General features: G+C 63.3%; 34 protein-coding genes and 1 tRNA gene. 9 read left to right on the top strand and 26 right to left on the bottom strand.

The window, feature by feature from the left end:
* Positions 1–25: 25 nt before the first annotated feature.
* Positions 26–691, bottom strand: coding sequence for an SDR family oxidoreductase (locus CH290_RS08880; RefSeq protein ID WP_033190764.1), 666 nt, complete (start codon positions 689–691; stop codon positions 26–28).
* A 54-nt stretch (positions 692–745) separates the two neighbouring features.
* Here CH290_RS08880 and arsC point away from each other — a divergent pair, with 54 nt between their 5' ends.
* The gene (gene arsC, locus CH290_RS08875) at positions 746–1093 is read left to right on the top strand and encodes an arsenate reductase (glutaredoxin) (protein ID WP_027498741.1); all 348 of its coding nucleotides are present in this window, start codon (positions 746–748) and stop codon (positions 1091–1093) included.
* 19 nt (positions 1094–1112) lie between these two features.
* A complete protein-coding gene (gene soxR, locus CH290_RS08870; protein ID WP_020111406.1) occupies positions 1113–1571 on the top strand; it encodes a redox-sensitive transcriptional activator SoxR in 459 nt (152 codons plus the stop codon).
* Here soxR and CH290_RS08865 read toward each other — a convergent pair.
* On the bottom strand, positions 1566–2405 hold the full coding sequence (locus tag CH290_RS08865; RefSeq protein ID WP_033190763.1) for an SDR family oxidoreductase: 840 nt from the start codon (positions 2403–2405) through the stop codon (positions 1566–1568). The two genes, soxR and CH290_RS08865, sit on opposite strands and share 6 nt — an antisense overlap.
* A 98-nt stretch (positions 2406–2503) precedes the next feature.
* Between CH290_RS08865 and CH290_RS08860 the strand changes: the two genes are divergently transcribed.
* Together CH290_RS08860 and CH290_RS08855 are read left to right on the top strand one after the other, a co-directional pair.
* On the top strand, positions 2504–3103 hold the full coding sequence (locus CH290_RS08860; protein WP_033190828.1) for a molybdopterin-dependent oxidoreductase: 600 nt from the start codon (positions 2504–2506) through the stop codon (positions 3101–3103).
* A complete protein-coding gene (locus tag CH290_RS08855; protein WP_052083342.1) occupies positions 3100–3804 on the top strand; it encodes a ferredoxin reductase in 705 nt (234 codons plus the stop codon). The genes CH290_RS08860 and CH290_RS08855 overlap by 4 nt, the downstream gene beginning before the upstream one ends.
* Here the strand turns inward: CH290_RS08855 and CH290_RS30190 are convergent.
* The 9 genes from CH290_RS30190 to CH290_RS08815 all read right to left on the bottom strand — a co-directional run bounded on the left by CH290_RS30190 (position 3801) and on the right by CH290_RS08815 (position 10387).
* Positions 3801–3974 carry a hypothetical protein gene (locus CH290_RS30190; protein WP_020111410.1) on the bottom strand — a complete coding sequence of 58 codons (174 nt, stop codon included), beginning with the start codon at positions 3972–3974 and terminating at the stop codon, positions 3801–3803. The two genes, CH290_RS08855 and CH290_RS30190, sit on opposite strands and share 4 nt — an antisense overlap.
* 43 nt (positions 3975–4017) lie before the next feature.
* A complete protein-coding gene (locus tag CH290_RS08850) occupies positions 4018–4695 on the bottom strand; it encodes a ScbR family autoregulator-binding transcription factor (RefSeq protein ID WP_026347686.1) in 678 nt (225 codons plus the stop codon).
* 194 nt (positions 4696–4889) lie between these two features.
* Positions 4890–5312 carry an effector binding domain-containing protein gene (locus CH290_RS08845; RefSeq protein ID WP_033190761.1) on the bottom strand — a complete coding sequence of 141 codons (423 nt, stop codon included), beginning with the start codon at positions 5310–5312 and terminating at the stop codon, positions 4890–4892.
* A gap of 8 nt (positions 5313–5320) precedes the next feature.
* The gene (locus CH290_RS08840; RefSeq protein ID WP_019664517.1) at positions 5321–5776 is read right to left on the bottom strand and encodes a GyrI-like domain-containing protein; all 456 of its coding nucleotides are present in this window, start codon (positions 5774–5776) and stop codon (positions 5321–5323) included.
* A 550-nt stretch (positions 5777–6326) separates the two neighbouring features.
* Positions 6327–6402, bottom strand: a tRNA-Ala gene (locus tag CH290_RS08835).
* Positions 6403–6454: 52 nt separating this feature from the next.
* Complete coding sequence (sepX, locus tag CH290_RS08830) at positions 6455–7279, bottom strand: divisome protein SepX/GlpR (protein ID WP_019664515.1); 825 nt, start codon at positions 7277–7279, stop codon at positions 6455–6457.
* 150 nt (positions 7280–7429) lie between these two features.
* Positions 7430–8077, bottom strand: a complete 648-nt coding sequence (locus CH290_RS08825) for a GNAT family N-acetyltransferase (protein WP_019664514.1) — start codon at positions 8075–8077, stop codon at positions 7430–7432.
* A 74-nt stretch (positions 8078–8151) separates the two neighbouring features.
* Entirely contained in the window at positions 8152–9411 is a 1260-nt protein-coding gene (gene glp, locus CH290_RS08820) for a molybdotransferase-like divisome protein Glp (protein WP_033190760.1), read from the bottom strand.
* Between the two features lie 34 nt (positions 9412–9445).
* Entirely contained in the window at positions 9446–10387 is a 942-nt protein-coding gene (locus CH290_RS08815; RefSeq protein WP_019664512.1) for a UTP--glucose-1-phosphate uridylyltransferase, read from the bottom strand.
* A gap of 81 nt (positions 10388–10468) precedes the next feature.
* Between CH290_RS08815 and CH290_RS08810 the strand changes: the two genes are divergently transcribed.
* From CH290_RS08810 to CH290_RS08800, 3 genes are all read left to right on the top strand, one after another.
* Positions 10469–11065 (top strand): 5-formyltetrahydrofolate cyclo-ligase, encoded by a 597-nt coding sequence (locus CH290_RS08810; RefSeq protein ID WP_170947600.1) that lies wholly within the window; start codon positions 10469–10471, stop codon positions 11063–11065.
* A 90-nt stretch (positions 11066–11155) separates the two neighbouring features.
* On the top strand, positions 11156–11485 hold the full coding sequence (locus CH290_RS08805) for an FmdB family zinc ribbon protein (RefSeq protein WP_027498745.1): 330 nt from the start codon (positions 11156–11158) through the stop codon (positions 11483–11485).
* An 81-nt stretch (positions 11486–11566) separates the two neighbouring features.
* Positions 11567–12280 carry an SAF domain-containing protein gene (locus CH290_RS08800; RefSeq protein WP_033190758.1) on the top strand — a complete coding sequence of 238 codons (714 nt, stop codon included), beginning with the start codon at positions 11567–11569 and terminating at the stop codon, positions 12278–12280.
* Positions 12281–12285: 5 nt separating this feature from the next.
* Here the strand turns inward: CH290_RS08800 and CH290_RS08795 are convergent, their stop codons facing one another.
* From CH290_RS08795 to CH290_RS08785, 3 genes are all read right to left on the bottom strand, one after another.
* Positions 12286–12810 carry a hotdog family protein gene (locus tag CH290_RS08795; protein WP_033190757.1) on the bottom strand — a complete coding sequence of 175 codons (525 nt, stop codon included), beginning with the start codon at positions 12808–12810 and terminating at the stop codon, positions 12286–12288.
* 139 nt (positions 12811–12949) lie between these two features.
* Complete coding sequence (locus CH290_RS08790; protein WP_033190756.1) at positions 12950–13672, bottom strand: MspA family porin; 723 nt, start codon at positions 13670–13672, stop codon at positions 12950–12952.
* Between the two features lie 43 nt (positions 13673–13715).
* Positions 13716–14384, bottom strand: a complete 669-nt coding sequence (locus CH290_RS08785; RefSeq protein WP_033190755.1) for an MspA family porin — start codon at positions 14382–14384, stop codon at positions 13716–13718.
* Between the two features lie 274 nt (positions 14385–14658).
* On the opposite strand from CH290_RS08785, the gene mscL reads away from it, so the two are divergent.
* A complete protein-coding gene (gene mscL / locus CH290_RS08780) occupies positions 14659–15138 on the top strand; it encodes a large conductance mechanosensitive channel protein MscL (protein ID WP_019664505.1) in 480 nt (159 codons plus the stop codon).
* A gap of 154 nt (positions 15139–15292) precedes the next feature.
* Here the strand turns inward: mscL and CH290_RS08775 are convergent, their stop codons facing one another.
* The 9 genes from CH290_RS08775 to CH290_RS08730 form a co-directional block, all read right to left on the bottom strand.
* Entirely contained in the window at positions 15293–15718 is a 426-nt protein-coding gene (locus CH290_RS08775; RefSeq protein WP_033190754.1) for a hypothetical protein, read from the bottom strand.
* Between the two features lie 169 nt (positions 15719–15887).
* Positions 15888–16556 (bottom strand): MspA family porin, encoded by a 669-nt coding sequence (locus CH290_RS08770; RefSeq protein ID WP_052061961.1) that lies wholly within the window; start codon positions 16554–16556, stop codon positions 15888–15890.
* Positions 16557–17328: 772 nt separating this feature from the next.
* The gene (locus CH290_RS08760) at positions 17329–17826 is read right to left on the bottom strand and encodes a MogA/MoaB family molybdenum cofactor biosynthesis protein (RefSeq protein WP_019664499.1); all 498 of its coding nucleotides are present in this window, start codon (positions 17824–17826) and stop codon (positions 17329–17331) included.
* A gap of 89 nt (positions 17827–17915) precedes the next feature.
* Entirely contained in the window at positions 17916–19364 is a 1449-nt protein-coding gene (locus CH290_RS08755) for a S1C family serine protease (RefSeq protein ID WP_080748812.1), read from the bottom strand.
* 104 nt (positions 19365–19468) lie between these two features.
* Positions 19469–20950: a HAMP domain-containing sensor histidine kinase gene (locus CH290_RS08750; RefSeq protein WP_033190752.1), complete on the bottom strand. Its 1482-nt coding sequence runs from the start codon at positions 20948–20950 to the stop codon at positions 19469–19471.
* The gene (locus tag CH290_RS08745; RefSeq protein WP_170945144.1) at positions 20950–21642 is read right to left on the bottom strand and encodes a response regulator transcription factor; all 693 of its coding nucleotides are present in this window, start codon (positions 21640–21642) and stop codon (positions 20950–20952) included. Before CH290_RS08745 ends, CH290_RS08750 begins: the two co-directional genes overlap by 1 nt.
* A gap of 39 nt (positions 21643–21681) precedes the next feature.
* Positions 21682–22299: a trimeric intracellular cation channel family protein gene (locus CH290_RS08740; RefSeq protein WP_033190751.1), complete on the bottom strand. Its 618-nt coding sequence runs from the start codon at positions 22297–22299 to the stop codon at positions 21682–21684.
* 55 nt (positions 22300–22354) lie between these two features.
* Positions 22355–22816, bottom strand: a complete 462-nt coding sequence (locus CH290_RS08735) for a DUF6194 family protein (protein WP_033190750.1) — start codon at positions 22814–22816, stop codon at positions 22355–22357.
* Between the two features lie 7 nt (positions 22817–22823).
* A complete protein-coding gene (locus CH290_RS08730; protein ID WP_020111428.1) occupies positions 22824–23258 on the bottom strand; it encodes a VOC family protein in 435 nt (144 codons plus the stop codon).
* A gap of 76 nt (positions 23259–23334) precedes the next feature.
* On the opposite strand from CH290_RS08730, the gene CH290_RS08725 reads away from it, so the two are divergent.
* Positions 23335–24351 carry a magnesium and cobalt transport protein CorA gene (locus CH290_RS08725; protein ID WP_027498747.1) on the top strand — a complete coding sequence of 339 codons (1017 nt, stop codon included), beginning with the start codon at positions 23335–23337 and terminating at the stop codon, positions 24349–24351.
* 109 nt (positions 24352–24460) lie between these two features.
* Here CH290_RS08725 and CH290_RS29940 read toward each other — a convergent pair whose 3' ends face one another.
* The 3 genes from CH290_RS29940 to rpmF form a co-directional block, all read right to left on the bottom strand.
* A complete protein-coding gene (locus CH290_RS29940; protein ID WP_141216207.1) occupies positions 24461–24964 on the bottom strand; it encodes a hypothetical protein in 504 nt (167 codons plus the stop codon).
* Between the two features lie 111 nt (positions 24965–25075).
* Positions 25076–26224, bottom strand: a complete 1149-nt coding sequence (locus tag CH290_RS08720; protein ID WP_033190749.1) for a lipase family protein — start codon at positions 26222–26224, stop codon at positions 25076–25078.
* 133 nt (positions 26225–26357) lie between these two features.
* A complete protein-coding gene (gene rpmF, locus CH290_RS08715; RefSeq protein ID WP_033190748.1) occupies positions 26358–26525 on the bottom strand; it encodes a 50S ribosomal protein L32 in 168 nt (55 codons plus the stop codon).
* Position 26526: the final 1 nt, after the last annotated feature.

Genomic DNA, 26526 nt, shown 5'->3' with positions numbered 1-26526 from the left:
GACTTTCTATCACGCACTCACGCGGTCACACCGCGGAGACAGCGTCCTCCACGGAGACATCGCCCGACGTCAACATCAAGGTCTTGCCCGCGGTGGCCGGGGTGTCGATCAACGCTGCGATGACGGCCGCGACATCGGCGCGCGGCACCGTCCCGCGCTCCAGCGGCGGCGCGGTCAGCGTGACATGGCCCGACGGGTCGTCGTCCGTCAATCCCCCGGGGCGCAGAATCGTCCAGTCCAGCTTCTGCCTGGACTTCAGATCTTCCTCGGCCGCCGTCTTGGCCGCGATGTACGCCTTCCAAGTGTCCTCGGCGTCGTCCGCAACCGGCTCACCCGCTCCGAACGAGCTGATCTGCACGAACCGTGCAACACCGGCCTTCTCGGCAGCGTCGGCCAGCAGCACCGACGCCGCGCGGTCGACGGTGTCCTTACGCTCTACGCCACCGGATGGCCCGGCTCCCGCCGCGAAGACCACGGCATCGGCGTCGTGCAACAGGGCAGCGACGTCCTCGACGGATGCATTCTCGAGGTCCACCACCTCGGGGAGTGCGCCCAGCGCCGTCACAGCGTCAACGTGGTGCGGGTTTCGAATCAACGCCACCGCTCGGTCGCCCTGTGCCGTGAGAACCTGAATCAGGTGCTGCGCGATCTTGCCGTGTCCGCCTGCGATCACTACTCGTCGATCAGTCATTGCACTCGACTACCCGACCGGCTCGGACCACAAACAGTGGCACTATCTATGTCCATGACTTCGACTGCGACCATCTACCACAATCCCCGATGCAACACCTCGCGCACCGTGTTGAAAGCCATCCAGGAGGCGGGGATCGAGCCGACCGTCGTGAAATACCTCGAAACCCCGCCCACCAAGGACGGACTGCGCAAACTTCTCGACGACGCGGGCCTGACGGCCGCCCAGGCAATCCGTCGAAAGGAAGCGCTGTACAAGGAACTCGGGCTGAAGGACGCATCCGAGGACGGTCTGATCGCGGCAATGGTCGAACACCCGATCCTCATCGAACGCCCGATCGTCGTGACGGACAAGGGCACCGTGCTCGCGAGGCCGGCCGACAAGGTGCACGAGGTTCTGTAAGCGCAAGTAATGTCGAGGTATGCCGATGCCCGATTGGAAAGTGCGTGAGCTCAGCCCAGGCCAACTGTCCGAGCGCAGCGGAGTTGCGGTGTCGGCCTTGCACTTCTACGAGAAGCAGGGCCTCATCACCAGCCGACGTACGTCGGGGAACCAACGGCGCTACCACCGCGACACTCTGCGGCGCGTTGCGTTCATTCGCATCTCGCAGAAGGTCGGCATTCCGCTCTCACGCATTCGCGACGCGTTGGCCGACCTCCCGGAGGAGCGGACACCCACCAAACGCGACTGGGCCAAGCTCTCGGGCCACTGGCATGCCGACCTGGACCGTCGTATCGAGCAACTCGTCAGGCTTCGGGACGACCTGACGGGCTGCATCGGGTGCGGCTGCCTGTCGCTCTCCAGTTGCGCGCTGGCCAATCCGGGCGACGAGTTGGCCGACAGCGGGCCCGGCGCACGGCGTCTGGACGTCGACCTATGACTTCTTCAGCAATTTCCCGAACTGGTCGTTGGCCTTCTGCAGCACGAACTCGTAGGGCAGCGCGAACTTTCGAGCCCACCAGTATCCGAAGCGGATGTCGTTGGACGAGTAGACAAGATAGCGGTTCTTGACGATTCCCGTGATGATCGCATCGGCCACCACGTCGGGTTCGACAGCTCGTTTCTCGAAGCGATGCTGCAGCTTCTGCACGCGCGGGTCGTCGCGGTCGACGCCTGCGATCTCCACGGTGTTCACCAAGCCGGTCTTGACCCCACCCGGTACGACGAGGCTGACGCCGATGCCGTGCCGCTTGAGGTCGTAGCGCAGGACTTCCGACGCACCGCGCAGACCGTATTTGCTGGCACTGTAGGCGGCGTGCCACGGCAATGGGATCAGGCCCGCCGCGGACGAGACGTTGACGAGGTGACCTCCGCGACCTGCCTTGACCATCGGGGGAAGAAAGTTCTCCATGACGTGGATCGGTCCCATGAGGTTGACGTCGATCATCGACTTCCAGTGCCGGTGCTCGAGGTTCTCCACCGTTCCCCACGCCGAGATTCCTGCGACGTTCATGACGATGTCGAGGCTGTCGACGGACTCGTGCACCGTGGACGCGAACGACGTCACTGCTTCGTAGTCCGAGACGTCGAAGGCCGCGTGCATCTCGACCGACGAGCCGACCGCCGCGACGGTCTCCTTCAATCCCACTTCGTTGATGTCGGTGAGATACAGCTTCGCGCCTGCTCTGGATGCGGCGATGGCCGTGGCACGCCCGATCCCGCTGCCCGCCCCCGTGACGAGCGTCTTCTTTCCTCGCAGATCCTTGATGGTCATCGTGTGTCTCGTCCCCCACGAACTCGAAGAATGTGTCCTTCGCACCCTACGCGCCTGTCCGGTTGTCGCTGGTGGTGTCGACGGAGGAGACTGGGCCGATGGCAATAGTGTCGAGGGGATTCGTCGGCAAGAACCGAGGCGACTCGTCCCGTATCCCGCCCGGCCAGTACCGAACCGACGATTTCCCGGTTCTGTCCGCCGGGCCGACACCTCGCGTTCGTACCGAGGGCTGGGAGTTCACGGTCGTCACCGAGCGCGGCGAGAAACATCGTTGGACGTGGAACGAGATGCGCGCTCTGCCCGCAGAGAAGCCGACGGTGGACATCCACTGCGTCACCAAGTGGTCCAAGTTGGACACTCGGTGGCGCGGGGTGTCACTCGACACGGTGCTGGACGGAATCGAGACCACCGCAACCCACGTGATAGCTCATGGACGCGACGGGTACACCACCAACCTCCCGCTCGGTGAACTGCGTAACGGAAAAGCTTGGCTCGTATACGAATACGACGGAAAGCCGTTGCACCCCGAGCACGGTGGGCCGGCCCGCCTGCTGGTTCCGGGCCTGTACTTCTGGAAATCGGCCAAGTGGATCGAGAAGCTGACCTTGCTCATGCGCAACGAGCCCGGATTCTGGGAACGCAACGGATATCACGACTACGGCGATCCGTGGCAGGAGCAGAGGTATCAGGGAGATTGAACTGGCTGGTTGCAACACTCGTCGCGAAGATCAAGGAAACCTCGACCGCCGAGACCCTCGTCTTCGACATTCCGGACTGGCCGGGCCACATGCCGGGGCAGCACGTCGACGTGCGCCTCACCGCGGAGGACGGTTACTCGGCGCAGCGTAGTTACTCGATAGCAACTCCTACGGACGGCACGGCCGTCGCGCTCACCGTGCAGACCGTCGACGACGGCGAGGTGTCGCCGTATCTCACCGGAGTCCTCGAGGTCGGCGAGCAGGTCGAAATGCGCGGCCCGATCGGCGGATGGTTCGTCTGGAACGAATCCGACCCTGCCCCGGTGCTGCTCCTGGCAGGTGGCTCCGGCGTCGTTCCTCTGATGTCGATGCTCCGCGCGCGCAGGACGGCCGAACGCAAGACCCCCTTTCGCCTCATCTACTCGGTCCGGACACCCGCGGAGATCCTGTACGCCTCCGAACTTCGCGCGATGCCCGGCGGAATCGACGTCGCATACCGCTTCACCCGGGAAGCTCCCGAGGGCTACCGAGGCCGCGTCGGCCGACTCACGTCGGACGACCTCGTCGTCGACGGATGGCCCGCCGAGTTCGCGCCGTCGTGCTTCGTGTGTGGACCGACGGGATTCGTCGAAGCGGCAGCGGACCTCCTGGTGCAGGACGGCCACCTACCGCCGCGCATCAGAACCGAACGATTCGGTTAGAGGCGCTTCGACATTTCCTCACGGTAATCGGCAACGGTCGACTCGATGCGCGTTGCATCGTCCTCGTCTCCGCGGTGGCGGGCGTCGTCGGCCCTGCTCTGCAGCGTCTTGATTGCTTTGCGGAGCTCGGCGTCGGACATTCGATGCTCGGTCAATGCTGTGTGGTTCATGTCACACAGTGTCCGCCTGGTTCCGAGACTCCGCAAGCAGGTGTCAGACGTGGACGGACTCGTTCACCAACTCGGAAGCGGGAACGAAACTGGACAGGCTGCGAGCCGCGAATTCGCGGAAGTACCCGAGCTTGTTCGGCGGTACCAGGGACGGCAGAACGGTGTTCCACACCTTCTCCATCCGCGACGGAGCGGTTTCCAGCGTCGACTGAGCCTCGGACACCATCAACACGCCGGCCAGCATCTCGCACACGAGAAGCGCAGCGTTGGACGAATCCAGATGATCGGCCACGTCACCGTGCTCGATCGCCCGGTCGAAGAGGTGCTCGAAGATGTTGCCCCAGGTGCCGAACACGCTGCCGCGAGCCGTCTCCGAGCCGTCGATCTCCATCTGCAGGCGGTACATCACACGGACCAACGGATCCGACGCGGCAAGTTCGAGGACGGAGTAGGAGATACCGATGACCGACTCGAGGGCGGGCGATCGCGAATCAACGAGGCCTGCACAGGCGGTGGATACGCGCTCATGGCCCTCGTCGACGATGGCGCGCGCGAGCTCTTCCTTGGACGCGAAATGGAAATACAGAGCACCTTTGGTCACTCCGGACTTCGCCGACACCTGACTCAGTGTGGCATTTGCGTGACCGACCTCGAGAAAGAGATCTGCGGCTGCACGCAATGCGGCTGCACGCGTGGCTTCTGCCCTCAGTTGCCTAACCATGAACTACTCACCCCTGCTCAGTTGCCTACTCATGACACCGACGCCGCCCTGCTGAGACCGCTCGAGGAATGCTCCGAACCCGTCTTCTCGAATTCGCCGACCCACCCGACAGTCCGGTTGCGCAGGACAATACTAACCTCACATGTATCACTATTGTGATCCACGAGTGACGAATAAGTGACGCCTTGGACGAATCAGATAACTATCGAAATAAAAAGTTCCACTTCGCCGGTTTTTGTAACGACTTCGATGTCTTCTTTGTACGCACGAAATAGCTCGCCATTTGCTGTTGCGTCTTCGACCTGGGCCCACACGTCCTCGACCGGGTCCTGAATTACCCCATCGGGGACGAATACCGCATACACCCCACTGGGTACGGACACGAAGACATCACCCACGGGAACGTCCGACGGAGAATCGAACGGCGTCGCGACCACGGCGTTGTAATCACCGGCCGCGTCCGGGACGTAGACGGTGCTGATGTCGACGGGCTCCAGGTGCTGATCGCGAATACGTTCGCGCAGAAATCGGAACAGTTCACTGGTGCTGGCCTCGGCGCCCGGAGTGATCCTGGGCGCCACGAGGCCGCCGAACAACTCCGCGCTACGTGCGGTCACTCGATGACTCACGCCCGAGCACCCGACAGCTCGATCGACAGATAGAGGTCGATCTTGTAGGCGTGCGGATAACACTCGTAATCGGCGGTGAACGTCCGCGTGATCTCGTGCTGCTCTTCCGCGTGCTCGATCTGCTGCCACAACCGGACCATCACGTCGGGGAAATGACCGACGGACGAGAATTTTGCGTACTTGGCAGCCGGAATACGCGCGACCAGATGCCCACGCGTGACCTCGGCGAGCGTCGAACACCGGTAACCGACGATCTGAGTGTTGTACGAACCGATGCCCGGAGCGAAATCCGTGTAGACGGACGCAAGTGGGCCGCCGATGTCCTGCTTCAGAACGGAAGACCACGCCTGATCGAGAGCAGGGTCGTTCAACCGCCCCAGCGCACGCTTGGGGCTGCGGACCGGAAGACCGGCAACCCAGGTTTCTTCGAGGTCGACGATCTCGAAAGCCATACACCACTCCACTACCTCGGGGCCGCGGCGAACGAGCCCGCGACCGGGGTGACGCTTCCCCAGTAGACGTCGACCATCGATACTGATTGAAACATTTTCCGGCCAAAGCCTACCGGTTCGATCTCCCCGCCATCACGACGGACTCGGCCCATGGACCAGTAATTCATCACGATCGGATGGCGCCGCCGAGACCATCCGCTTGTGATACCTCTCAAAAACAGACTGCGATGGATTAATTTCTTCCGTAACCGTGGACGTACCCGAATTGAATCCTGTATCAATACTCCTTGTCGGTGAGAGTGCCGACGTTCGCGAACACCACCCCTTCAGTACAAGGAGCTCACCGCATGGATCTCGCAGCATTCATCTCCAGCCTTCTCTCCACCGGCAGCACCACGGGAAGCTCCGCATCGGACATCCCGATCATCGACCTGCTGGGCGCTGGTTCCTCCAACTGATCCCAGACGCACCGAACAAATGAGGCTCGGCCCGGACAACCGGGCCGAGCCTCATCTTGTATGTACGACCATCTCTGGTGGATCTGAATCTTTGGTGGAGCTGAGGGGAATCGAACCCCTGACCTTCTCGATGCGAACGAGACGCGCTACCAACTGCGCCACAGCCCCTTCTTGCGATCCTTGCGAACCGCTGAGCAACCATATCAAAGGCGCGTAGGCGTCATGCTCCCGAGGCGCGTCGGATGTCGTCGTCCATCGAACCTTGCTGTTGGAACGGCTCGTCGTAGTGGTCCAGGTGGTCGAATTCCGGGTCCTCGTCGTCGATTTCGAGGACGACGGCACCTGGTCGCTTCAGACGCTGCGGTACCAGCTTGAGCTCGTCGTCCGTACGAGACTCGACACCGAGCCTGGAGCGGCCCATGCGAGTCATGCGTCGGCGACGGATTTCCTGCTCGATCTGCACCTGACGGCGGAGGTAGTAGAGGTACCCGACCAACGACAGCACTGCCAGACCGCACGCCCACCACAGCATCGGCGTGAGGATCACGGCAAGCGCGCCGGTGGTGATGGCCGCGAAGACCAACCCGAGCACTGCGCGCTGACGGAACGAGTACCGAGCGGCGCGCGCGATGGCGTCGGCCTCGGGATCGAATCCGCCGCGCCCCCGGCGGTTGGGAACGTAGTCCCGCTCGTCGGCGACGTCCGTGTCGTCCATGTCGGGATCTGCGTGAGTGTCCATACGGTCCTCCGCCTGGGTGTTCGGGTGTTCGCGACCGGATGGGTCGGTGTGCTCGGTGCGCCGCCCGAAGACGACGCTTGCCGGAGCGGATACGCGCTCGTCGTATTCGGGCCGCCAGTCCGGGTCGCTGGCGTGGCCGGTTGCCGGTCCGCGTGCCGTCCGCTTGGTGCCGCCGCGATGGAGTACGCGGGTAGCCAAGGCGACGTCGGATGTCTGCATGATCCGAGGACGCTTGCTCGTCATCATCGGGAGCAGAACGAACACCCAGATGGCGACCAGACCGATCCAGATGATCGAGTTGGGCATCGCGCGCGTTCTCCTTCCGAGGCAGATCCGGTTACATCGGTGACTGGATCAGGCTATGCGGAAGAGGTGCCCTTACCGCGGAGACGCGCCGACCCGAATTACACACACGTCACTTTAGTCACACGAGTCTCGAGCCGTCAGCGGAGATGCTCACGCCCAGGCAGCTCGGCCTGCCCGTACCAATCGATCCGCGACGGTCCCCTGTACCTCGGTGGACGTCATGGCCACCAGAACGTGGTCGCGCCACCGTCCGTCGACGTCGAGGTAGTTCTTCAGCAGGCCCTCTTCGCGGAACCCAACGTTGCGCAGCACGGCCTGGCTCGCGTGGTTCTCCGGCCGCACCGTCGCTTCGACTCGGTGCAGGCCGACGGGGCCGAAGCAATGGTCCAGGCCCAGCGCCAACGCCGCCGTCGCGACGCCGTGGCCGTTGACTTCCTTGGCGACCCAGTATCCGATCCACGCCGATCGGAGCGCCCCGCGGACGATGTTGCCGACGGTGAGCTGACCGCAGAAATCGCCGTTCAGCTCGATCGCCATCGGCAGCATGTGGCCCTTGCGGGCCTCCGACTTCAGACCGGATACGAGGCCTGGCCAGGCGGAGATGTGGTGGCGCGCAACCCATGCGCCTTCACCCGTGGGCTCCCACGGCTCGAGGTGTGCACGGTCGGCAATCCTCGTCCGACTCCAGGATGCACCGTCACGCAGCCGCACCGGGCGGAGCGTCACCGTTCCGGCCGACACCGTCAGAGGACCCAACTTCGCCGGCCACCCAGGGTGGCTCGACCACGTGCGTGACATTTTTCGATATTAGGCGCCCTCCGTATGTGAGTGGAAATGCGTCCCCCAGGACGCATTTCCACTCACCTGGACCTCTATCCCCTCTGCGCCAGGAAGGACACGTCGACCTCTTCGCCGGTGCGGATTTCGGTGACGTCTGGGTCGATGACGACCAGACAGTTGGCCTCGGCGAGGGTCGCCAGAAGGTGAGACGACGCTCCCGGCGCTCCCCCGAGTGCCTGGACGAGGTATTCACCGGTTTCCTCGTCGCGCATCAGCTGGCCGCGCAGGAATCCCTTGCGATCCTCGATGGACGTGATGGGGGCGACGGTGCGTGCGGTGACGGTGCGGCGCATCGGCTGTCTGCGTCCGAGCGCAATACGAATGAGCGGCCGGACCATCACCTCGAAGACCACCAGCGCGCTGACGGGGTTCGCGGGCAGCAGGAAGGTCGGGACCTCGTCCCGTCCGAGCTGGCCGAAGCCCTGAACCGATCCGGGGTGCATGGCGACACGTTCGACTTCGAGATCGCCCAGGTCCGAGAGTGCTTCGCGTACCGAGTCCGATGCACCGCCACCGACCGCGCCGGCGATGACGACGATCTCCGAGCGGATCAGCTGACCTTCGACCACTTCTCGCAGTCGCTTCGGGTCGGTGCTGACGATGCCGACGCGGTTGACGTCGGCACCCGCGTCTCGGGCCGCGGCGGCCAGTGAATAAGAGTTGACGTCGTAGACCTGCCCCGGCCCCGGCGTCCGGTCGGTGTCGACGAGTTCGCCGCCCACCGAGATCACGGACAGCCTCGGGCGCGGATGGACCAGCACCTTGTCGCGTCCGACGGCGGCGAGCAGGCCGACCTGGGCAGCGCCGATGATGGTTCCGGAGCGGACGGCGACGTCGCCGGGTTGCACGTCGTCGCCGATCTTGCGGACGTAGTCACCCGAACGCACCGGGCGATACACCTTCACCCGTGCGTGCCCGCCGTCGGTGCGGTCGAGCGGTAGCACCGCGTCGGCGAGCGTCGGCAACGGCGCGCCGGTGTCGACGCGGACGGCCTGCCGTGGCTGCAATCGGATCGGTTGACGCGACCCTGCGCTCACCTCACCCACGACGGGCAGGGTGAGTTCGATCCGCTCGTCGTCCTCGTTGCGGAGGTCCGTGCCTGCATGCGCGACGTCGACGCTGCGGACGGCGTAACCGTCGATGGCCGCCTGGTCGAAGCCGGGCAGGGGGCGCTCGGTGACGACTTCCTCCGCGCAGAGCAGGCCCTGCGCTTCCGAGATCGCGACCCGAACAGGCCGCGGTGCAACTGCCGCAGCAGTCACTCGGGTCTGCTGATCCTCAACCGAGCGCATCTGGCCCTTCCTCCGATTTTCACACTTCGCGGGCCTACTCGTACTTCGTGAGCTGCGGCGCCCAGTCGTCACTCAGACGCTCGGTCAGCCACTCACGCAACGCCGGACCGTAATCATCACGTTCGAGAGCAAAGTCAACCGCAGCGCGGAGGTATCCTCCGGGATTTCCGAGGTCGTGTCGGGGTCCGCGGTGGACGACGACGTGGACCGGGTGTCCTTCTTCGATGAGGAGGGCGATGGCGTCGGTCAGCTGAAGTTCGCCGCCCGCACCGGGCTCGATGCGTCGGAGTGCGTCGAAGATCGCGCGGTCCAGCAGGTAGCGGCCCGCCGCAGCGAACAGCGACGGCGCGTCTTCTCGGTTGGGCTTCTCCACCATGCCGGTGACCTTGAGCACGTTCGGGTTGACGGCGTCGGGAACCTTCTCGACCTCGAAGACGCCGTACGCGGAAACGTTCTCTTCGGGAACCTCGAATGCGCACAGCACCGAGCCGCCGCGCTTGGCGCGGACGCGCGACATGACGTCGAGAACGCCACGAGGAAGCACCAGGTCGTCGGGAAGCAGCACTGCGACGGCGCTCTCGTCGTCGTCGAGCACTTCCTCGGCGCACGCGACAGCGTGGCCGAGTCCGAGCGGCTCCTGCTGCACGACCGACTGGACGTCGAGAAGCGCGGGTGCCACACGAACCTTCTCGAGCATCTTGAGCTTGCCGCTGGCTTCGAGCTTCGTTTCCAGGACGAGGTCCTCGACGAAGTGTGCGACGACGCCGTCCTTACCCGGCGATGTCACGATCACCAGACGCTGCGCGCCGGAGTCGGCAGCCTCGCCGGCGACCAGCTCGATTCCTGGCGTATCGACGACGGGCAGCAATTCCTTCGGGACCGTTTTGGTGGCAGGAAGGAATCGGGTTCCCATTCCTGCGGCGGGAACGATCGCCGTTCTGAAATGCCGTACCGGACCTGTCGACGCGTCTGTCATATTGCCTACCCTATCCATGCTCGCTACGGATTCGCTCCGCGTGTGATGGCTGTTTCCCGTTGGTGCTTAAGCTGAAAACTTATGACGAATGGTGAATTCCCGACGCCTGTGTCCAAGGACGCGTGGCGACGTCATGTCTTGAATTCTCGTCGCGCTCTCAGCGCCGAAGTTCACGCCGAGGAATCCAGGAAACTCTGTCATGCCGCGGCTGATTCGGCGCGGGGAGCGAGTGCCGTGGCTGCGTACGTGCCGGTCGGGAGTGAACCGGGCTCACTCGATCTGCTCGACGAACTTCTACATCGAACCCCCCAGGTTCTGGTCCCGGTCGCGAGGGAACCGGGGCCGTTGCACTGGGCAGAATACACAGGCCGGGGCAGCCTTCGGGCGGCTCCCTACGGATTGCTCGAACCGAGCGGTCCGGTGTTGAACCCGGAGTCCGTGACGCGGTGTTCGTTGGTGTTCGTGCCCGCTCTCGCCGTCGATTTCCGGGGCGTTCGGCTGGGCCGAGGTGCCGGTTTCTACGACAGGACGCTGGACTTCGTCGAACCAGGCGTTCCGATCGTCGCGATCGTGCGCGACGGGGAACTGGTGGAGAAGTTGCCCGAGGAACCGCACGATCGTCGCTCGACGCACGCGCTGACACCGGACGGAGGCCTGGTGGAACTCACTGGGGAATAGTCGGCCGAATGGCTTCGTTGGCAGTCATGACTGTAGAGTGCCAATGCTCTCTCTTTCACCGATGGAGTGGACCAGCGCGGAGGATCATCGATGCCCACATATTCGTACGCCTGCACCGAATGCGACAACCGATTCGACATCGTGCAGTCCTTCAGTGACGACTCCCTGACGGTGTGCCCGGCCTGCTCGGGCAAGCTGCGCAAACTGTTCAACTCTGTCGGCATCGTGTTCAAGGGCAGCGGATTCTACCGAACCGACAGCCGGGGCGGATCCAGCTCGGTGAGCGAGAGCGCAGGCGAGTCCAAGAGCGACTCGTCGACCAAGACGGAGACCAAGACGTCGTCTACCAGCGATTCCTCGTCCTCCAACTCCAGCACGACCACGTCGAGCACGCCGTCGAAGGCTGCTGCCAGCTCCTAGTTTTTCCAGTTGTCCACAGGCTCCGGCTTCATCCACAGCCGGGGCCTGTTTTCGTCGGTGTAGGACTCCGCGGTCGCTAGCGTGACCGACATGCCGCCTTCCCGTGATCGCCGCCGGTCCTCCGGCCGGCACCCGTCGAAACTCTCTGCGTCCTCTCGTCTCGACGCCACCCTGCTCGATCGCCTGTCGGCTCGGCCGACCTGGATGCACGCTGTTCTGCTCCGCCGCATTGCGGCGGGCGTTCTCGCCGCCTGCGCTGTGGCTCTGTTCGCGCGCGACGCGGCGGCCGACGATCATGTCGTCGTGATCGTCGCCGCGCGGGATCTGACGCCAGGAGTCCAGTTGACGGTCGACGACGTGGAACTTCGTGAGTACGCACCGTCGTCCGTGCCGGACGGTGCGATCACCGATGTCGACGACGCGTCGGCCCGCACACTTGCCGGCCCGATCCGTGCCGGTGAGCCGTTGACAGATGTGCGCTTGTTGTCGTCGCGCCTGGCCGAGGCCATCACCGAGTCGGCGGACGCACGAGTGGTTCCGGTTCGTCTGGGCGATCCCGGCGTGACCGAATTACTCCGATCCGGAGATGTCGTCGACGTTCTGACCGTCGGCGACGGTGGCGACGACAAGTCGCCCCGCATTCTGGCGAGGGAGGCCGTAGTCGTTCTCGTATCGGCCGACACCCCACAACAGCGCGGCAGTGACCGTGTGGTGCTGATCGCCATGTCGGCGGAGGACGCAACCACTGTTGCCGGCGCGTCGTTGACCAGCTCGCTTGCGGTCACCTTGAGGTGAGGCGATCAGCTGCTGGCGGCAAGCCCCGGATCGGACTTCGCGGGAGGCTTCACTTCTTCGTCGTGGATCGGAGCCTGCTGCGGCTCCAACTTGCCGACGAACGTGGCGTGATCGGTGAACACGAGAGCGCCGATCGTATCGGTGAAGACGACGCGGACACCGTACACGTCGGCGCCGTCGGAGGCCTCGTACGTCTCGATGAAGACGTCACTGTGCAACGTATCGTCGGCGCGCATGGGCCGGTGCTCAACGATTCGCTGGTCCGAGAGGTGAAGCACGTAGGAGTCGAAGTCGGCGAAGACGTTTCGCATGACATTGAGGGCCGCAGAGGTGCCGAGATTCCGGTACGCCTCGTCGCGGTGGGCGTAGTCCCCCACGTCGGCACGCGTCGGGAAGAGCCAGAGCAGCGCGGACCGATCGTCCTGCGCGATGCCCGGATCGTGGAACACCGACAGCCGGTGCCGCTTGCCGATCTGAGCGTCGATCCAGTCGCGTGACGGTGCAGCATCCCCTGCTCTGTGACGACCCATAACGGGGATCCTATCGTGCGAGGTCACCGCATACTAACTCTGTTAAAAATCACAATCACTTTTCTTACCAGGCGGTAGATACGCCTCTGCCGGGGACGCTCAAGTGTGCGTCACCGGCAGAGGCGAGAAAAGCGACAGGTCAGCCGATACTGAAAGGCTGTCCCCACAGTGTCACCGTGGACGTGACCGCGTCGTTGTCGATGGTGACGTTGACGTAGGAACGCGCCTCGGCGAATCCTGCGCAGCCCGAGACAGCCAGAGTCTCGTCGGCGTACGTGTAGCCGCCACCGTTGCCGGAGAAGTCGAAGCTGTTGGACGTGTCCGTGGCAACGGTGACGCCGTCGATCTTGGCGCTGGTCTCGTCGGCGACCAGTTTGATGTCGTTGAGCTGACCGGGAGCCAGGTCCAGGTTGACGCCTGCGCCGATGTCGTAGGTGTTCGGCTGCGTGCGGGTGATCTCCAGATCCAGCGTGCCCGGGGGCAGGCTGATGGTGTTGCCCTGGCCGAAGGATCCCTCGACGCCGCCGCTGATGCCGGCCGCGAAGTCCACCTGGCATCCGACGAGGAAGCCCGGTTCGATGGACCCGCCTCCGGGGTTGGAGGTTTCGACGGTGTAGTTGCCCGTGACCCACACGTTGCGCTGGGTCGGGGTTGCGCCCATGGAGGGCGAGATGAGGCCGCTCTGGCCGAATCCCTTGATGGTCACGACGGTTCCGTCGATGAGCGTCTTCGAGATCTCGTTGTCCGCGAGCGGCACGAAGGTGTCTGCGTTGGCTGCGCCGGCCGACCAGAAGCCGACTGCGACGGCCCCTACTGCGCCCAGCGCCGCGATGCGTGCGGCTGCGCTCTTGTTGTTCTTCACGTTGGTCTGTTCCCCTCGTAAGTTCTGCGAAGTCGTTCGAGCGTCAGCCGAGGCTGAACGGCTGGCCGTAGAGCGTGCCCTTGTAGCGGTAATCGCCGGTCAGCTCGAGCGTGGTGTACGAGCGGGCCTGGGCGTACCCACCGCAGTTCTGCACAGAGATTGCGACGTCCTGGTACTGGACTGCCGTCGTGCCGCCCTTGACGTCCTTCGATGCGATCTCGACTGCAGCGACTTCGCGGTCCTTCAGCGGAACATCGAACGAGAAGCCGCCCTCGATCTTGTTGGTGGTTTCACCTTCGCCGCCGATGAGGAACGGAATCGGGAACAGCGTGATGATGTTGGTGTTGCCACCTTCGATGCCTGCACCGAGGTCGAACCCGAGGTTGAGGTCTTCCATGTCCAGCTGGCAGCCGACGAGGTACCCGGTTTTGAGCGTGCCGGTGGCACCCTCGGGAACCTCGGACAGCGCAGTGCCTGTCGCCCACGCGTTCCGGTTCAGCCCGTTGAAGGCGATCTGCGGAGCGACCTTCGCGGACTCGTCGAAGTGGGCGATCTTGTAGGGCCCTGCCACCTTCTCACCGTTGGGGAGGGGCACGAAGGTTTCGGCATTGGCCACCCCGGTGGACATCAGCCCGACGGCCATCGATGCGGCTGCGCCGAGCGCCGCAATTCGGCCGATTCGGCGCAGCGCCGTGAAACGAGACTTGTTCATAATTCCCCTCGTTGAAGCAACACATCGAGTCGTTTCGCAGGCTCCACTCCTGCCGAATCCGACCGCCTCGACTTACATCACCGAGACTCATTCCTGGGGAAGGATACGGGATGAAAAGCCCGTAGTCATTAACAACTTCGAATGATTTTTGTGTGTAACCCTCACATACGCGCACATTCAATCACTTCCGACGTCCGACAGATCCGCTTCTCGGTCGACTAACGTCTTGCCTCAGTACACAACGCGCACGTCCGATCGAAAATGAGGAGGGCTCATGCTCAAGGGATTCAAGGACTTCCTGCTCCGAGGAAACGTCGTGGACCTCGCCGTCGCGGTTGTCGTCGGCGCAGCGTTCACCGCGATCGTCACCGCATTCACCACCAACATCGTCAACCCCCTCGTTTCCGCCATCGGCGGCTCCAACGAGTACGGCTGGGGCTTCCAAATCACCTCCAGCGCCGAGACTTTCATCAACGTCGGTGCAGTGGTGACCGCAGTCATCAACTTCGTGATCATCGCGGCTGTCGTCTACTTCGTCCTCATCCTGCCGGTCAACACGGCCAAGAAGCGGTTTGTCAGCCAGCCGGAGAAGGAACTGAGCGACGTCGACGTCCTCGTCCAGATTCGCGACATCCTCGCGGGCGGCACCGACGTCGGCCGTAAGCTCTCGACTCCCGCGGACACCACCGGCGGCAGCGGCGAAGCCATCGGCGACACCGACGAGCCGAGCGGTGGGGCGCACAGCAAGTCCTGAAAATCGAGAAAAATAGCGCGCTTGCTTCTACCGACGAATCGGTAGAAGCAGGCGCTTTTCTTTATCCAAACAATCTTTCGGTTCGCAACTCTTCGAACTTACGAGAAATGGCCCCGGCGATTCACCGGGGCCATTTTCATTCTGAACTGGGCGGTCAGAACTTCTGGAGCGGGAACTCGGCAAGAGTGATCGTGGTCCCGTCGCCTTCGCACGCCGATGCCACAGCAGCAGAGTTGTCCACGAACGCCTGACCGGACTCGCTTCCTGGCTCGGCAAGTTCCAGTGAGTCCGCCGGAAGTGCTGTCACCAACGTCTGCAGCTTCGTCTGCACGTCACCCGAGGCAGCGTCCCCTAGGGGTGCGAACTTGGCGATCGCGGCATCCTTGTCCGCCGTCCACTTCTCGGCGTCGCCGTCGACGGGACCGGCTGCTGTCAAGTCGGTCAACTCGTCGTGCGCGGCCGCGAACTGTGTGCACGTGTCGGCATTCGCTCCGGACGCGGAATCGCCGCTGTCACTGCTACATCCGGCAAGGGCGACCAGCGCGGTCAGTGCGACCGCGGAGATCAGAGTGGAACGCATCTGGTTTCAGCCATTTCTCGTGTCGTGCAGGCACACCGGCACCTGCCGCACGTCATCGAAGATGGAAGGGAGAGAACAAAGATCGGGCCCGCCCGGATGATTCCGGACGGGCCCGATCGTGATGTCAGTGTGTCAACACTGGATGAAGCAGGATGTCAACTGATCGAGATCAGTTGAAGACAACCGGAACACCGTAGGTGACTGCAACGTCACCGGTGGAGCTGGTGACCGACACGTAGGGGCGAACGCGGACGTTGCCGAGGATGCCGGTCGCGGTGCCGTGTGCGTTGGCGATCTGGATGGTGCCCGAAGCGCCGGTTGCGTCGCCGCTGGTGCCCTGGATCTCGCCCGAGGCAGCGGTGGCATCGACAATGCCGGGTCCGGGAGCGATCTCAGCGGAGAAGCCGAGCTGCGGGACGATTCCACCGATGTCAGCCGAGAGGCTGTCAGAAACGGTGAGGTCCAGCGAAGGCGTCTTGTAGTCGAACGTCACCTTGCCGCCGAGGCTGGCCGGGTAGCCGACCTGGTAACCGATTGCGACGGTGCCCTCGAAGTCGTCAGCGTCAGGTCCGGTAACTTCCCAGCCTGCAACGCCGTTGGCGAACCACTCACGGGTGAGCGGGTTGCCGTCGAGCGGTGCAACACCATTGATGAAGGTGTCGGACAGCGTCACGGTGATGAGGTTGCCGTTGGCATCCACAACCGAGTTGGTGCTGTCGACAGCGGCGGACGCGGTACCCGTACCGAGCACCAGGCCGACAACCGAAGCGCCGGCAACAACTGCAGCGCCCATGGACTTCAGTCCACGGCTACGCCGCGGCTTCTGGATCTCCGTCATTTACTTCCTCATCATGTTCAGTCCCAGCGCAGTCGCACGGGAAGCTTGTGGCTTTCACCCTCGGTTCCTCGTCAGCAACGACGCCGCGACTCCCCGAGCAGAACTAGATCCTTGGATCAGGTTCGTATATCAGTTCTGCCAGCCGCGTCCGGAGCGTGTTGCTCGCACCCGGTCTGCCAGAAGCTGAGGGGAACATTAGAGGAGTTGCCGGATCGTGACAATCCCTACGATTGGCCGTCGTACATGCCCGAATCGTGATGTGTTTCATGCATGTGAACGGTTTTCACACCATACCGGACAGTAACCCCGGTCACATTCATCGCCGCCGTTGTCGATCCGTTACAAACCTCACTGCGGCGTAAACACGCGCTGATATGGGAAGACGCTCGAGTAACACGGTGCCCGCCCCGAGACTGACGATCGAGCACGAGGTTTCGAATCGCGCTGATTGGAAGTCCAGCAGTGCGCATCGGACATGAGCCGACGCTAACGGCGCGTAAACGAACTACTAACAGGACTGTGATTCACACATAAAAATGTGTTGTGGATCACATCAGAAGTGGTGGGGTGGACGTTCGCGTTCGAACCAATCTGCCGACGTCCTGGACGTCGACTCACTCCGATCGTCGGCCGTCTGTTCCGGGAGAACGTCACCGAAAACGCGAGCGAGCCGGGCCCGTTGCGCACGGGCCCGGCTCTCAGCGTCCTGCTCTGTCTTGTCCTGCTTCGCCCTGCTTGTCGCGGGCTTCTCGTCCTCAGGCATCGGCGATGCTCAAGCGTCCAACCCGGACAGCTCGGTGATGACCTGAGCAGCCAGCGGAGTCAACGTCGCCATACCGTCGCGGATAGCCGCCCGCGAGGACGCCAGATTGACCACCAGGGTGCTTCCCGATACCCCCACGAGACCACGCGAGAGTCCGGCGTCGAGTGAACCGGCCGCGAGACCCGAGGACCGCAGCGCCTCGCTGATGCCCGGAATCTCGCGATCCAGTACCTCGGCCGTGACGTCGGGAGTCACGTCGCGGGGCGAAACACCGGTCCCGCCGATGGACACCACCAGATCGACACCGCCGATCACCGCGGTGTTGAGGGCATTGCGGACGTCGACCTCGTCCGACGTCACCGCGACCACCCCGTCGACCAGGAAGCCCGCCTCGGTGAGCAGCTCCGTTACCAACGGACCCGTCGAATCCTTCTCGTTGCTGTGTGCGGTCCGATCGTCGACGATCACGACCAACGCCCGCCCGGCCAGAGGTGCCTCGTGTTCCATACCGATAACCGTAGTAGTAGAGCCCGCTCCCGATTCACGCTGTGCGTAAATCGTTGCCACGGTTGCCAGACGTTCGGTGTCGATCGGCATCATCGACCGCCGGGGAAGCCGGGGATCTGCAGAGGCGACTGCGACTCGGACGGTGCCTGCACCGCTGCCGTCTGCGGCTCTGCTGTTCCGAGCGTCACGTCCACCGTCTTCTCGCTGCCGCTCTCGGTGTAGGTGATCTTCACCGAGTCTCCCGGCGCGTGCGAGCGCACGGCTGCGATCAATGCATCACCGCTGGTGATGACGCGATCGTCGACCTTGGTGATGACGGCACCCGTCGGGATCCCGGCTCCTGCCGCAGGCCCGCCTTCGGTGACCTCGACGACCGTCGCACCGTTCGCGTTGTCCTGAGACGGCACCTGCACGCCGATCATCGCCTGCGTGGCCTTGCCCGTCGTACTCAGTTCGTCGGCGATGCGTTTTGCCTGATCGACCGGGATCGCGAAGCCGAGGCCGATCGATCCGCTCTGCGATCCGCTCGACTGGCCACCGCCGAGTGTCGCGATGGCGGTGTTGATGCCGATCAGCTGACCTTCGGTGTTCACGAGCGCACCACCGGAGTTACCGGGGTTGATGGCCGCATCCGTCTGGATGGCGTCGATGACGGAGTTCTGGTTGCCGGATTCACCGCTCGTCGAGACCGGGCGGTTGAGCGAGGACACGATGCCCGTCGTGACGGTTCCGGCCAGGCCCAGTGGCGAGCCGATGGCCACGACCTGCTGACCGACCTGGAGGTTCGACGACGTTCCGAGTTCGATCGGCGTCAGGTCCGTGCGACCCTCGACCTTGATGACGGCCATGTCCGAGACCGCGTCGGCGCCGACGAGCGTCGCCTGAGCCGTCGAACCGTCGTTGAAGGCGACCGTGAGCTTGCCGTTGGCTCCGGCGCCCGTCGCCACGTGGTTGTTGGTCAGAATGAGACCGTCCGACGAGAGGATCACACCGGAGCCCTCGCCCTCGGCCTGACTGCCGGTCACCTGGATCTGCACGACGCTGGGCAGGACCTTGTTCGCGACGGCCTGGATGGAGCCGTCGGGGATGTTCGCTGCGGGCTGAGCGGCCGTCACCGTCGAGTTGAGGGAGTTGGTGGCGTTGCCGGCTCCGTTGCCGCCTCCCGCCGCGTAGACACCCACTGCCCCGCCGATACCGCCGCCGACCAGAACCAGTGCGATTGCACCCGCTGCGATCGTCGCGCGGCCCGGTCGCCTACGCAGAGCGGGCGGAGCCTGCACCGGAGCGTCGTGCTGCGTCGGAGCTGCATGAGCCTGGTTGTACCCGTAGCTCTGGGTGGGCGCGCCCTGCTGATACGGATTGTGGCCGTACGAAGGGGCGGCGTACGGGTTGTGCGAACCCGGCTGCCCCTGCTGAGTCGGGAACTGCTGTGTCGCATGCGGATCGGACTGCGGAGCCGGGTTCTGCCGCGTCGGATTCTGCTGGGCAGGATCGTGCGGGGTCGTGTTCGGCTCGGAGTCGTTACGATCGTCGGTCATCTGCAGTCGCTTCTTTCACTAGAAACCTCGCGTGGTGCGAAGTCACCCGCTCTGTTGTCGACTACATTGCCGGTCCGTACTGAGAGTGCGCTGAGATGCGCCTATCAGTTTCCCATGACTGTGCCGTCGGAATCGCCCTCTTCGGCGGCCACCAGGTCCGGTGCCGATTCCCCCGGCAGAACGATCCGAATGAGCGCACCTCCGCGCTCCGACACCTCGACGCCGATGGTTCCACCGTGCTTGACGACGACCTGGCGCACGATCGCCAACCCGAGACCGGAACCCGGCATGGACCGCGATGCCGTCGAGCGATAGAACCGCTCGAACACCAATTCCCGGTCCTCTTCGGGAATTCCAGGGCCCGCATCGTCGACGGTCAGCTCCATCAACCCGTCGCCGATCCTGCGCATGACGACACGAACTTCACCGCCCGCCGGACTCCACTTGGCGGCGTTGTCCAACACGTTCAGAACTGCACGTGACAATCCGGCCTGATCGCCGTAGACGAACCACGGCTCCAGCGTCGCATCGAAGTCGATTTCATTGCGGCGACGCCTCGCTCGCTCGAGACTCCGCTCGACGGCGTCGGCCAGATCCACCCGCTCGAACACCGTCTCCGGTGCGTCCTCCCGAGCCAGATCCACCAGATCACCGACGAGCGTGGACAACTCCTGAATCTGCGCGACGACGTCCGTACGCAGCTCTGCCATGTCCTCGTCCGGAATCGCCGGCGCCCCGGGACGGCCGGCAGCGATCAACAACTCCATGTTGGTCCGCAGCGACGTCAGAGGCGTACGCAACTCGTGGCCGGCGTCGGCGACCAATCGGCTCTGCCGCCCACGCGATTCCGCCAACGCACGAAGCATCGTGTTGAAACTCGTCGTCAGCCGGGCCAATTCGTCGTCGCCGGTCACCGGAATCGGCGTCAGATCATCCGTCCGCGCAACCCGTTCCGCGGCAGCGGTCAGGCGCGCAATAGGTCGCAACCCGGTTCTGCCGACCGCCATACCCGCACCCGCCGCGAGCACGACGCCGAAGGCGCCGACGACCAGAAGCACCCACGCCAGCCGGTCCAGCACTGCACCCGTCGGCGACAGTCTTTGCGCGATGACGATCGCACTGCCGTCCTGTGCACGCTGACTCAGAACACGCTGATCGTCGACCGTGCGTAAGGACAGATCCGTCCGGCCCTCCGCGACAGCGATTTCCGGCTCGCCGATCGGCACCTTCGAACCCGGCGGCACGTACTTGCTCAGGTCCGGAAAGACAAGCGCGACGGACACGTCGGTGCTGTAGAGCGTCGCGCCGGCAACGTAACGAGGGTCGAACGTGACGATGTTGCTGTTGATCAGAGCGTCCGCACGGGTGCGAAGCTGACTGTCCACGTCGCCGTACAGGGCCCGCGAGACCACCGCGTACGCCGCGATCGCCATCACGGCCACCGCCACAGCCACCACCGACGCCGCCAACAACGTCACCCGCCAGCGCAAGGAGACCGTGCGGGTCAGCGGCATCGGAGGACGCATCGCGGCCGGATCCGACGAACGCTGCCCTGCCGTCGAACGTTGACCGAAAGGAGCGACCATCACGGAGGCGTCTCGCGGAGAACGTAACCGACGCCGCGGACAGTGTGGATCAACCGAGGCTCACCCTCGGCCTCGGTCTTACGACGCAAGTATCCGACGTACACCTCGAGAGCGTTGCCCGACGTCGGGAAGTCGTACCCCCACACCTCCTCCAAGATGCGGCTGCGAGTCAGAACCCGACGCGGGTTCATCATCAACATCTCCATCAGCGAGAACTCGGTACGCGTCAGACTGATCGACCGCTCCCCGCGGGTGACCTCACGGGTCACGGGATCGAGCGACAGATCGGCGAAGGTCATCGCCTCCGATTCACCCTCGGCGTCCATCGCCGTCCGGCGAAGCAGCGCACGCAAGCGAGCAAGTAGTTCTTCGAGCGCGAAAGGCTTGGGCAGATAGTCGTCGGCGCCGGCGTCGAGGCCCGCGACGCGCTCGGACACGGAGTCACGCGCAGTCAGCACCAGGATGGGCAGATCATCGCCCGTACTGCGCAGCCGACGGCAGACTTCCAACCCGTCCAACCTCGGCATCATGACGTCGAGAACCAAAGCATCCGGGCGAGCCGCAGCGACTTTCTCGAGCGCATCGAGCCCGTCGACCGCCAATTCCACCGTGTACCCGTTGAAGGTGAGCGACCTCCTGAGCGAGTCCCGGACTGCTCGATCGTCGTCGACAACCAAAATGCGCATTGTCATAGTTTGTCCTGACGGACTGAGATATGTCTGAGAAGGGGTCTAGTCCACATTCGGCAGGCGCCGCGCAATCGGCAGATTCCACCGACGCCACAGAGCCAACACCCGCAGACCCGTCGCAATGATCGTGCCCGCGACCAGGCCCACGTTGTCCGGAAGGCCCGACCCCTCGACTATCGCCACCACCGTCGACCCCAGCAGAGCCGGCACCGCATACAAGTCCCGGCGCAGCAGCAGCGGAACCTCGTTGACGAGAACATCCCGGATGACGCCACCGGCCACAGCCGTCGTCGCGCCGATCAAGCATGCCGACAACGAGCTGCCACCAGCAGCCAACGCCACCGTCGCACCCGTCGCCGCGAACAGCCCCATCCCGAACGCATCGAACAACAGAACCCCACGCCAAATCCGATTCATCACCGGATGCGCCACGAACACCACCAACGACGTCGCCAGAGCAACCGTCACATTCGGCCACTGATCCAACGACGTCGGCGGATGAATGCCCAGCAGCACGTCGCGAATGATGCCCCCGCCGATACCCGTCGTGATCCCGACAACGCACACCCCGAACAAATCCAACCGCTTACGAACACCGATCAGCGCCCCGGAGGCCGCAAACGCCACAATCCCCACATACCCCAGCACCTCGACCAGCACGGGACAAGCGTCGCACGAGTGGTCGACGCCTCCAACTCGCTGGTGGACGAGTCCCCTACTCCGATCCGTCGGACGCGGAGTCCGATCGACGCGCTCGGCGCTCGACGCGTTGCCGATCGGCCAGGTACGCGATCCGAAGAAGCTCCAGAGCAGTATCTAGGCTTCGAGTCTCCGGATTCACCACGCACACCCAACCCGGGTACACCGGATGAGGATGAAACACATCCACGGCGCCGACGTCACTCACCGACGCATCTTCGGTGAACCGGTCCGCTCCCGAATGAATGTTCAGGCGCCAACGATCGGTGTCGTCCAGACGCGAACCCGTGTCCCCAGGATAGTTTTTCGTCACGATCGTCGCGAACGGTTGACGGGTGCGCGGAATCTGTCCGTCGGGCGCGTAATAGAAGAAGTGATCGCCCCACGATATCTCTGGGTGTGCACTCCCAGGTCCTGGAGCAAGGTCGAGTACACCCTCGTAGGTTTCGACCTCCGACAGAATCCGTTGAATCGACATGGTGTGGTCAGACTTCCCTCAGCTTCACGGTCCCGTCCTCGTCCACACTCCAGCCAGGGTTGTGGCATACCTCCCAGATGACGCCGTTGGGGTCGGCGAAGTGACCGTTGTACCCACCGAATGCAGCTTTCTGCGGCTGCTTGATCAATGTCCCACCTGCCTCGACGGCTGCCTTCACCACTGCGTCGGCTTCGGCGGGCGAGCTGACGTTGTGGGAGAGCGTCAACCCGCCCACCGTTGCGGGCCCGTCGTTCCGCCCGAGGTCCTCGGTGAATTTCTGTGCGTCGAACAAGCCCAGAACCAAGCCCGACGCGATCTGGAAGAAGATGATCTCTCCCGGTACATCCAGAAGAGGTGTCCACCCGAGGCCGTCGCGGTAGAACGCTCGGGACGCATCGACGTCGGGAGTAGCGAGTGTCAGGAAATGTACGCGCTGATCCATGCACCCAGTCTGACGCCTCCGCCCCGGTCTGGCAGGCTTTCCACGGTCACTACCGAAGAGAGTGCAGGTGAGAAAGTTGCCGATCGTCGACAACGCGGTCTATGTCGACGGCAAGCGTGCCGTCACCCCGGACAACCTCGACAGCACCTACGAGGCCATGCGAGAACGACACGGCATGGCGTGGATCGGTCTCTACCGACCCGAGGAAGAGGAGATCAATTCGGTTGCAGCCGAATTCGGACTCCACCGCCTTGCCGTCGAAGACGCCATCGCCGCGCACCAGCGTCCCAAGCTCGAGCAGTACGGCGACCAACTCTTCGTCGTCTTCAGGCCCGCCCGCTACATCGATGAAACCGAGAAGGTCGAGTTCGGTGAGCTGCACGTCTTCCTCGGACCGGACTTCGTCGTCACTATCCGCCACGCCGAATCGCCCGAATTGTCCGCCGTCAGATCGCGATTGGAAGCCGACCCCGAGCTGTTGACGCTCGGCACCGAAGCCGTCATGTACGCCATCCTCGACCAGGTCGTCGACGAATACGAGCCCGTCGTCGAAGGGCTGCAGAACGACATCGACGAAATCGAGGACCAGCTCTTCTCCGGCGACCCATCCGTGTCCCGACGCATTTACACGCTCTCGCGTGAAGTAGCCGAATTCCAGCGCGCAACCGAACCATTGGTGTCGATGATCGACGCCCTGAAACGCGGCAACAACGAGTACGAACTCGACGTCGAACTTAAACGATCCCTCCGCGACGTCCTCGACCACTGCGTCCGCATAACCGAACGCGTGGAGGGCTTCAAAGCGACGCTGCAGAACGCGCTGCAGACCCACGCCACACTCGTCGCGCAGCAGCAGAACGAGGAAATGCGCGCCATGACGCAGGTCAGCCTGGATCAGACCGAGCAGACCAAGAAAATATCGTCCTGGGGCGCAATCCTGTTCGCTCCCTCGCTGATCGCCGCCATCTACGGGATGAACTTCGAGGACATGCCGGAACTCAAATGGCACCTGGGATATCCCATGGCCATCCTCGGCATGGTCGTCCTGTCCTCCGTCCTCTACCTGGTCTTCAAACGCCAGAAGTGGCTGTGAAAAAATGTAACGGAAGAGGGGAAGGATCGGCGACCGATTAGCCGCGACGCGGCCTCGCACGAGACTTCCGTACTGTTACACAGCCACTCACTGGAATAATCTATTTTAGTCAGACCAAGGAACTCAGCGCGCGGATCCTGAAATGTAGTGATGTCAGAGTTTCGCGCAGCACTGAATCCGCGAGCACATCCTTCGTTTTCATCACCGACAGCAGCGCGGCGACGTCTTCATCCAACTGCTGCTGGTCAGCATCCCAGCTCTGCCATCGTCCACCTACATCGCGAACGCGGACCGGTCTCGACTTCTGCCATGCAATTGCTAAATCAACTTGCTCCGTTTTCAGTACAACCCGAGAGCAAACGTCATCCAAAAACTCGAGGGCCCCACTACCGCCGGTTTGCCAAATAAGAGCCTTGCGCCGCTTTTGCTTGTTAAGACTGCTTATTGAACCACGCCACCTCGTTTGGCAGTATTTTAGAATCTCCCGAGTGCGAACGCTGTCCGCTTGAGTTATTTGCACCCGCAAAGTGCGTCCTAACTGGCCACCTTTATAAATTCCAACAGAGCCTTCTCCATCGAAAAAGCCAGCGACATACATAAGATCCAGTTCCACACTTCCCCCTTAGCACTTGACCTAGGGGGACATGGTCCCATACAGCTCTGACAGATTCTCGCACCCGAAATCTGCCCGAACGAACCGCAAGCGTCGGCCGCTGAGAAAGCGTTATTCGAAAAGTCGTTTCACGAACGGAACGGAATCCGCCTGTGATTGCAGTAGTGCACCGCTGTGATCCGTCGGGTACGTGTGGAGCGTGACGTCCTGACCGTTCGCCTTCATCTGAGCAACCAGTGAAAGAGCAGCGGGTGCAGGCACATCCACGTCCGTCAGGCCTTGGCCGATGAAGACAGGTCGGTCGTAGCCGGAGACGGGCACGCCCATGTAGTCGTTCAACAGACCGTAGAAATTCGGAATCTGGTTCAACGGTTTGGCAAACAGATCACCGGAGACGGTGCCCACGAACTCGTCCTCAGCATCGAACACGCAGACCCTTTCCGCGCGGTCGACCAGCTGTCTTCCCTGTTCGGTGAGGTACGAGTCGAGGTCGATCTCCGGATGCGCATATCGCAGACCCGCCAGGATGTACAGCAGATACGTCGTCAGACCCTTGCCCGCGGCGACCGGAAGAACTCCCGGGCCCAGCGGCAGAAGTGCCAGCTCGATGTTCGCCGGCACCCCGGTCCCGACGGCTCCGCGGTAATCCAGCTCGGGGCCACCGTATTCCGTCGCGTATCGGGCAGTGGTGATCGCTGCGCCACCGCCCTGGGACTGGCCGATCACTACCCACTTGTTCGACAACGACGGCTCGACGGATCTGGCCGCCTTCACCGAATCCACGACACTGTGCGCAGACACCTTGCCGTCGAGATACGGCATCAAGCCAGGCGTGCCCAGGCCGACATAGTCGGTCGCGGCAATCGCGTATCCCTGCTCGATCCACGTCGACAAGTAGCCGAAATCTCGCTCACGGTCGGCGGGGCCGACACGGGACGGCGCACACTCGTCGGCGAGACCGGAAGTGCCATGAGCCCAACCGACGACCGGCCAACCACCCTCGGGCGCCGGTCCTTCCGGAACGAAAAACGTTCCACTACTGAGCGCCGGAGCACCGTCGGATCCGACAGTCCAGTACGTGATGCGCTGCGCCTCACCGGTTCCGGGAATCCACAGATCAGTGGGCAGCGGGGACGTCTCCACAATCGTGCCGGGCGTCCTGTCCACCGGCTCTGCGGATGCAACAGCACCTGCCATGGTGCACGCAAGAACAGCGCACGTCAGGGCAGCAGCGGACCGAAAAGCGAAGGAAGTGGACACTTCGACAGACTAACGGCTTCTCCACACCGGACGCCAGGGTTTTGTTTGCCCCCCCCTGAAGCGGAGCGAACGTGCCGTTCGGTCACTTGAAGTGACCGAACGGCACGTTCGCTCTCGAAAAGGTTGCTCGGGTTCAGCTCGGGTCGTAGACACCGGTCTGTACGGCCTTGACGAGTCGGCGAGGGACTTTGAATTCCTGCCCGCCGACGCGGACGCTCACGAGGTCGGGAGCGACGGCTTTCCACTGTGCTCGGCGACTGCGGGCGTTGGACCGCGACATTTTCCGCTTCGGTACAGCCATG

Origin of the sequence: Rhodococcus sp. 06-156-4, assembly GCF_002259345.1 — a bacterium.
Lineage (GTDB): Bacteria > Actinomycetota > Actinomycetes > Mycobacteriales > Mycobacteriaceae > Rhodococcoides > Rhodococcoides fascians_E.
The sequence above is the reverse complement of the archived record's forward strand: the minus strand, read 5'-3'. Positions and strand labels throughout refer to the sequence as shown.

Coding starts and splice junctions, on each gene's coding strand:
- CH290_RS08880 (WP_033190764.1), bottom strand. CDS start 691: ATGACTGATCGACGAGTAGTGATCGCAGGCGGACACGGCAAGATCGCG.
- arsC (WP_027498741.1), top strand. CDS start 746: ATGACTTCGACTGCGACCATCTACCACAATCCCCGATGCAACACCTCG.
- soxR (WP_020111406.1), top strand. CDS start 1,113: ATGCCGATGCCCGATTGGAAAGTGCGTGAGCTCAGCCCAGGCCAACTG.
- CH290_RS08865 (WP_033190763.1), bottom strand. CDS start 2,405: ATGACCATCAAGGATCTGCGAGGAAAGAAGACGCTCGTCACGGGGGCG.
- CH290_RS08860 (WP_033190828.1), top strand. CDS start 2,504: ATGGCAATAGTGTCGAGGGGATTCGTCGGCAAGAACCGAGGCGACTCG.
- CH290_RS30190 (WP_020111410.1), bottom strand. CDS start 3,974: ATGAACCACACAGCATTGACCGAGCATCGAATGTCCGACGCCGAGCTC.
- CH290_RS08850 (WP_026347686.1), bottom strand. CDS start 4,695: ATGGTTAGGCAACTGAGGGCAGAAGCCACGCGTGCAGCCGCATTGCGT.
- CH290_RS08840 (WP_019664517.1), bottom strand. CDS start 5,776: ATGGCTTTCGAGATCGTCGACCTCGAAGAAACCTGGGTTGCCGGTCTT.
- sepX (WP_019664515.1), bottom strand. CDS start 7,279: ATGCCCAACTCGATCATCTGGATCGGTCTGGTCGCCATCTGGGTGTTC.
- CH290_RS08825 (WP_019664514.1), bottom strand. CDS start 8,077: ATGTCACGCACGTGGTCGAGCCACCCTGGGTGGCCGGCGAAGTTGGGT.
- glp (WP_033190760.1), bottom strand. CDS start 9,411: ATGCGCTCGGTTGAGGATCAGCAGACCCGAGTGACTGCTGCGGCAGTT.
- CH290_RS08815 (WP_019664512.1), bottom strand. CDS start 10,387: ATGACAGACGCGTCGACAGGTCCGGTACGGCATTTCAGAACGGCGATC.
- CH290_RS08810 (WP_170947600.1), top strand. CDS start 10,469: ATGACGAATGGTGAATTCCCGACGCCTGTGTCCAAGGACGCGTGGCGA.
- CH290_RS08805 (WP_027498745.1), top strand. CDS start 11,156: ATGCCCACATATTCGTACGCCTGCACCGAATGCGACAACCGATTCGAC.
- CH290_RS08795 (WP_033190757.1), bottom strand. CDS start 12,810: ATGGGTCGTCACAGAGCAGGGGATGCTGCACCGTCACGCGACTGGATC.
- CH290_RS08785 (WP_033190755.1), bottom strand. CDS start 14,384: ATGAACAAGTCTCGTTTCACGGCGCTGCGCCGAATCGGCCGAATTGCG.
- mscL (WP_019664505.1), top strand. CDS start 14,659: ATGCTCAAGGGATTCAAGGACTTCCTGCTCCGAGGAAACGTCGTGGAC.
- CH290_RS08775 (WP_033190754.1), bottom strand. CDS start 15,718: ATGCGTTCCACTCTGATCTCCGCGGTCGCACTGACCGCGCTGGTCGCC.
- CH290_RS08770 (WP_052061961.1), bottom strand. CDS start 16,556: ATGACGGAGATCCAGAAGCCGCGGCGTAGCCGTGGACTGAAGTCCATG.
- CH290_RS08760 (WP_019664499.1), bottom strand. CDS start 17,826: ATGGAACACGAGGCACCTCTGGCCGGGCGGGCGTTGGTCGTGATCGTC.
- CH290_RS08755 (WP_080748812.1), bottom strand. CDS start 19,364: ATGACCGACGATCGTAACGACTCCGAGCCGAACACGACCCCGCACGAT.
- CH290_RS08750 (WP_033190752.1), bottom strand. CDS start 20,950: ATGGTCGCTCCTTTCGGTCAACGTTCGACGGCAGGGCAGCGTTCGTCG.
- CH290_RS08745 (WP_170945144.1), bottom strand. CDS start 21,642: ATGACAATGCGCATTTTGGTTGTCGACGACGATCGAGCAGTCCGGGAC.
- CH290_RS08735 (WP_033190750.1), bottom strand. CDS start 22,816: ATGTCGATTCAACGGATTCTGTCGGAGGTCGAAACCTACGAGGGTGTA.
- CH290_RS08730 (WP_020111428.1), bottom strand. CDS start 23,258: ATGGATCAGCGCGTACATTTCCTGACACTCGCTACTCCCGACGTCGAT.
- rpmF (WP_033190748.1), bottom strand. CDS start 26,525: ATGGCTGTACCGAAGCGGAAAATGTCGCGGTCCAACGCCCGCAGTCGC.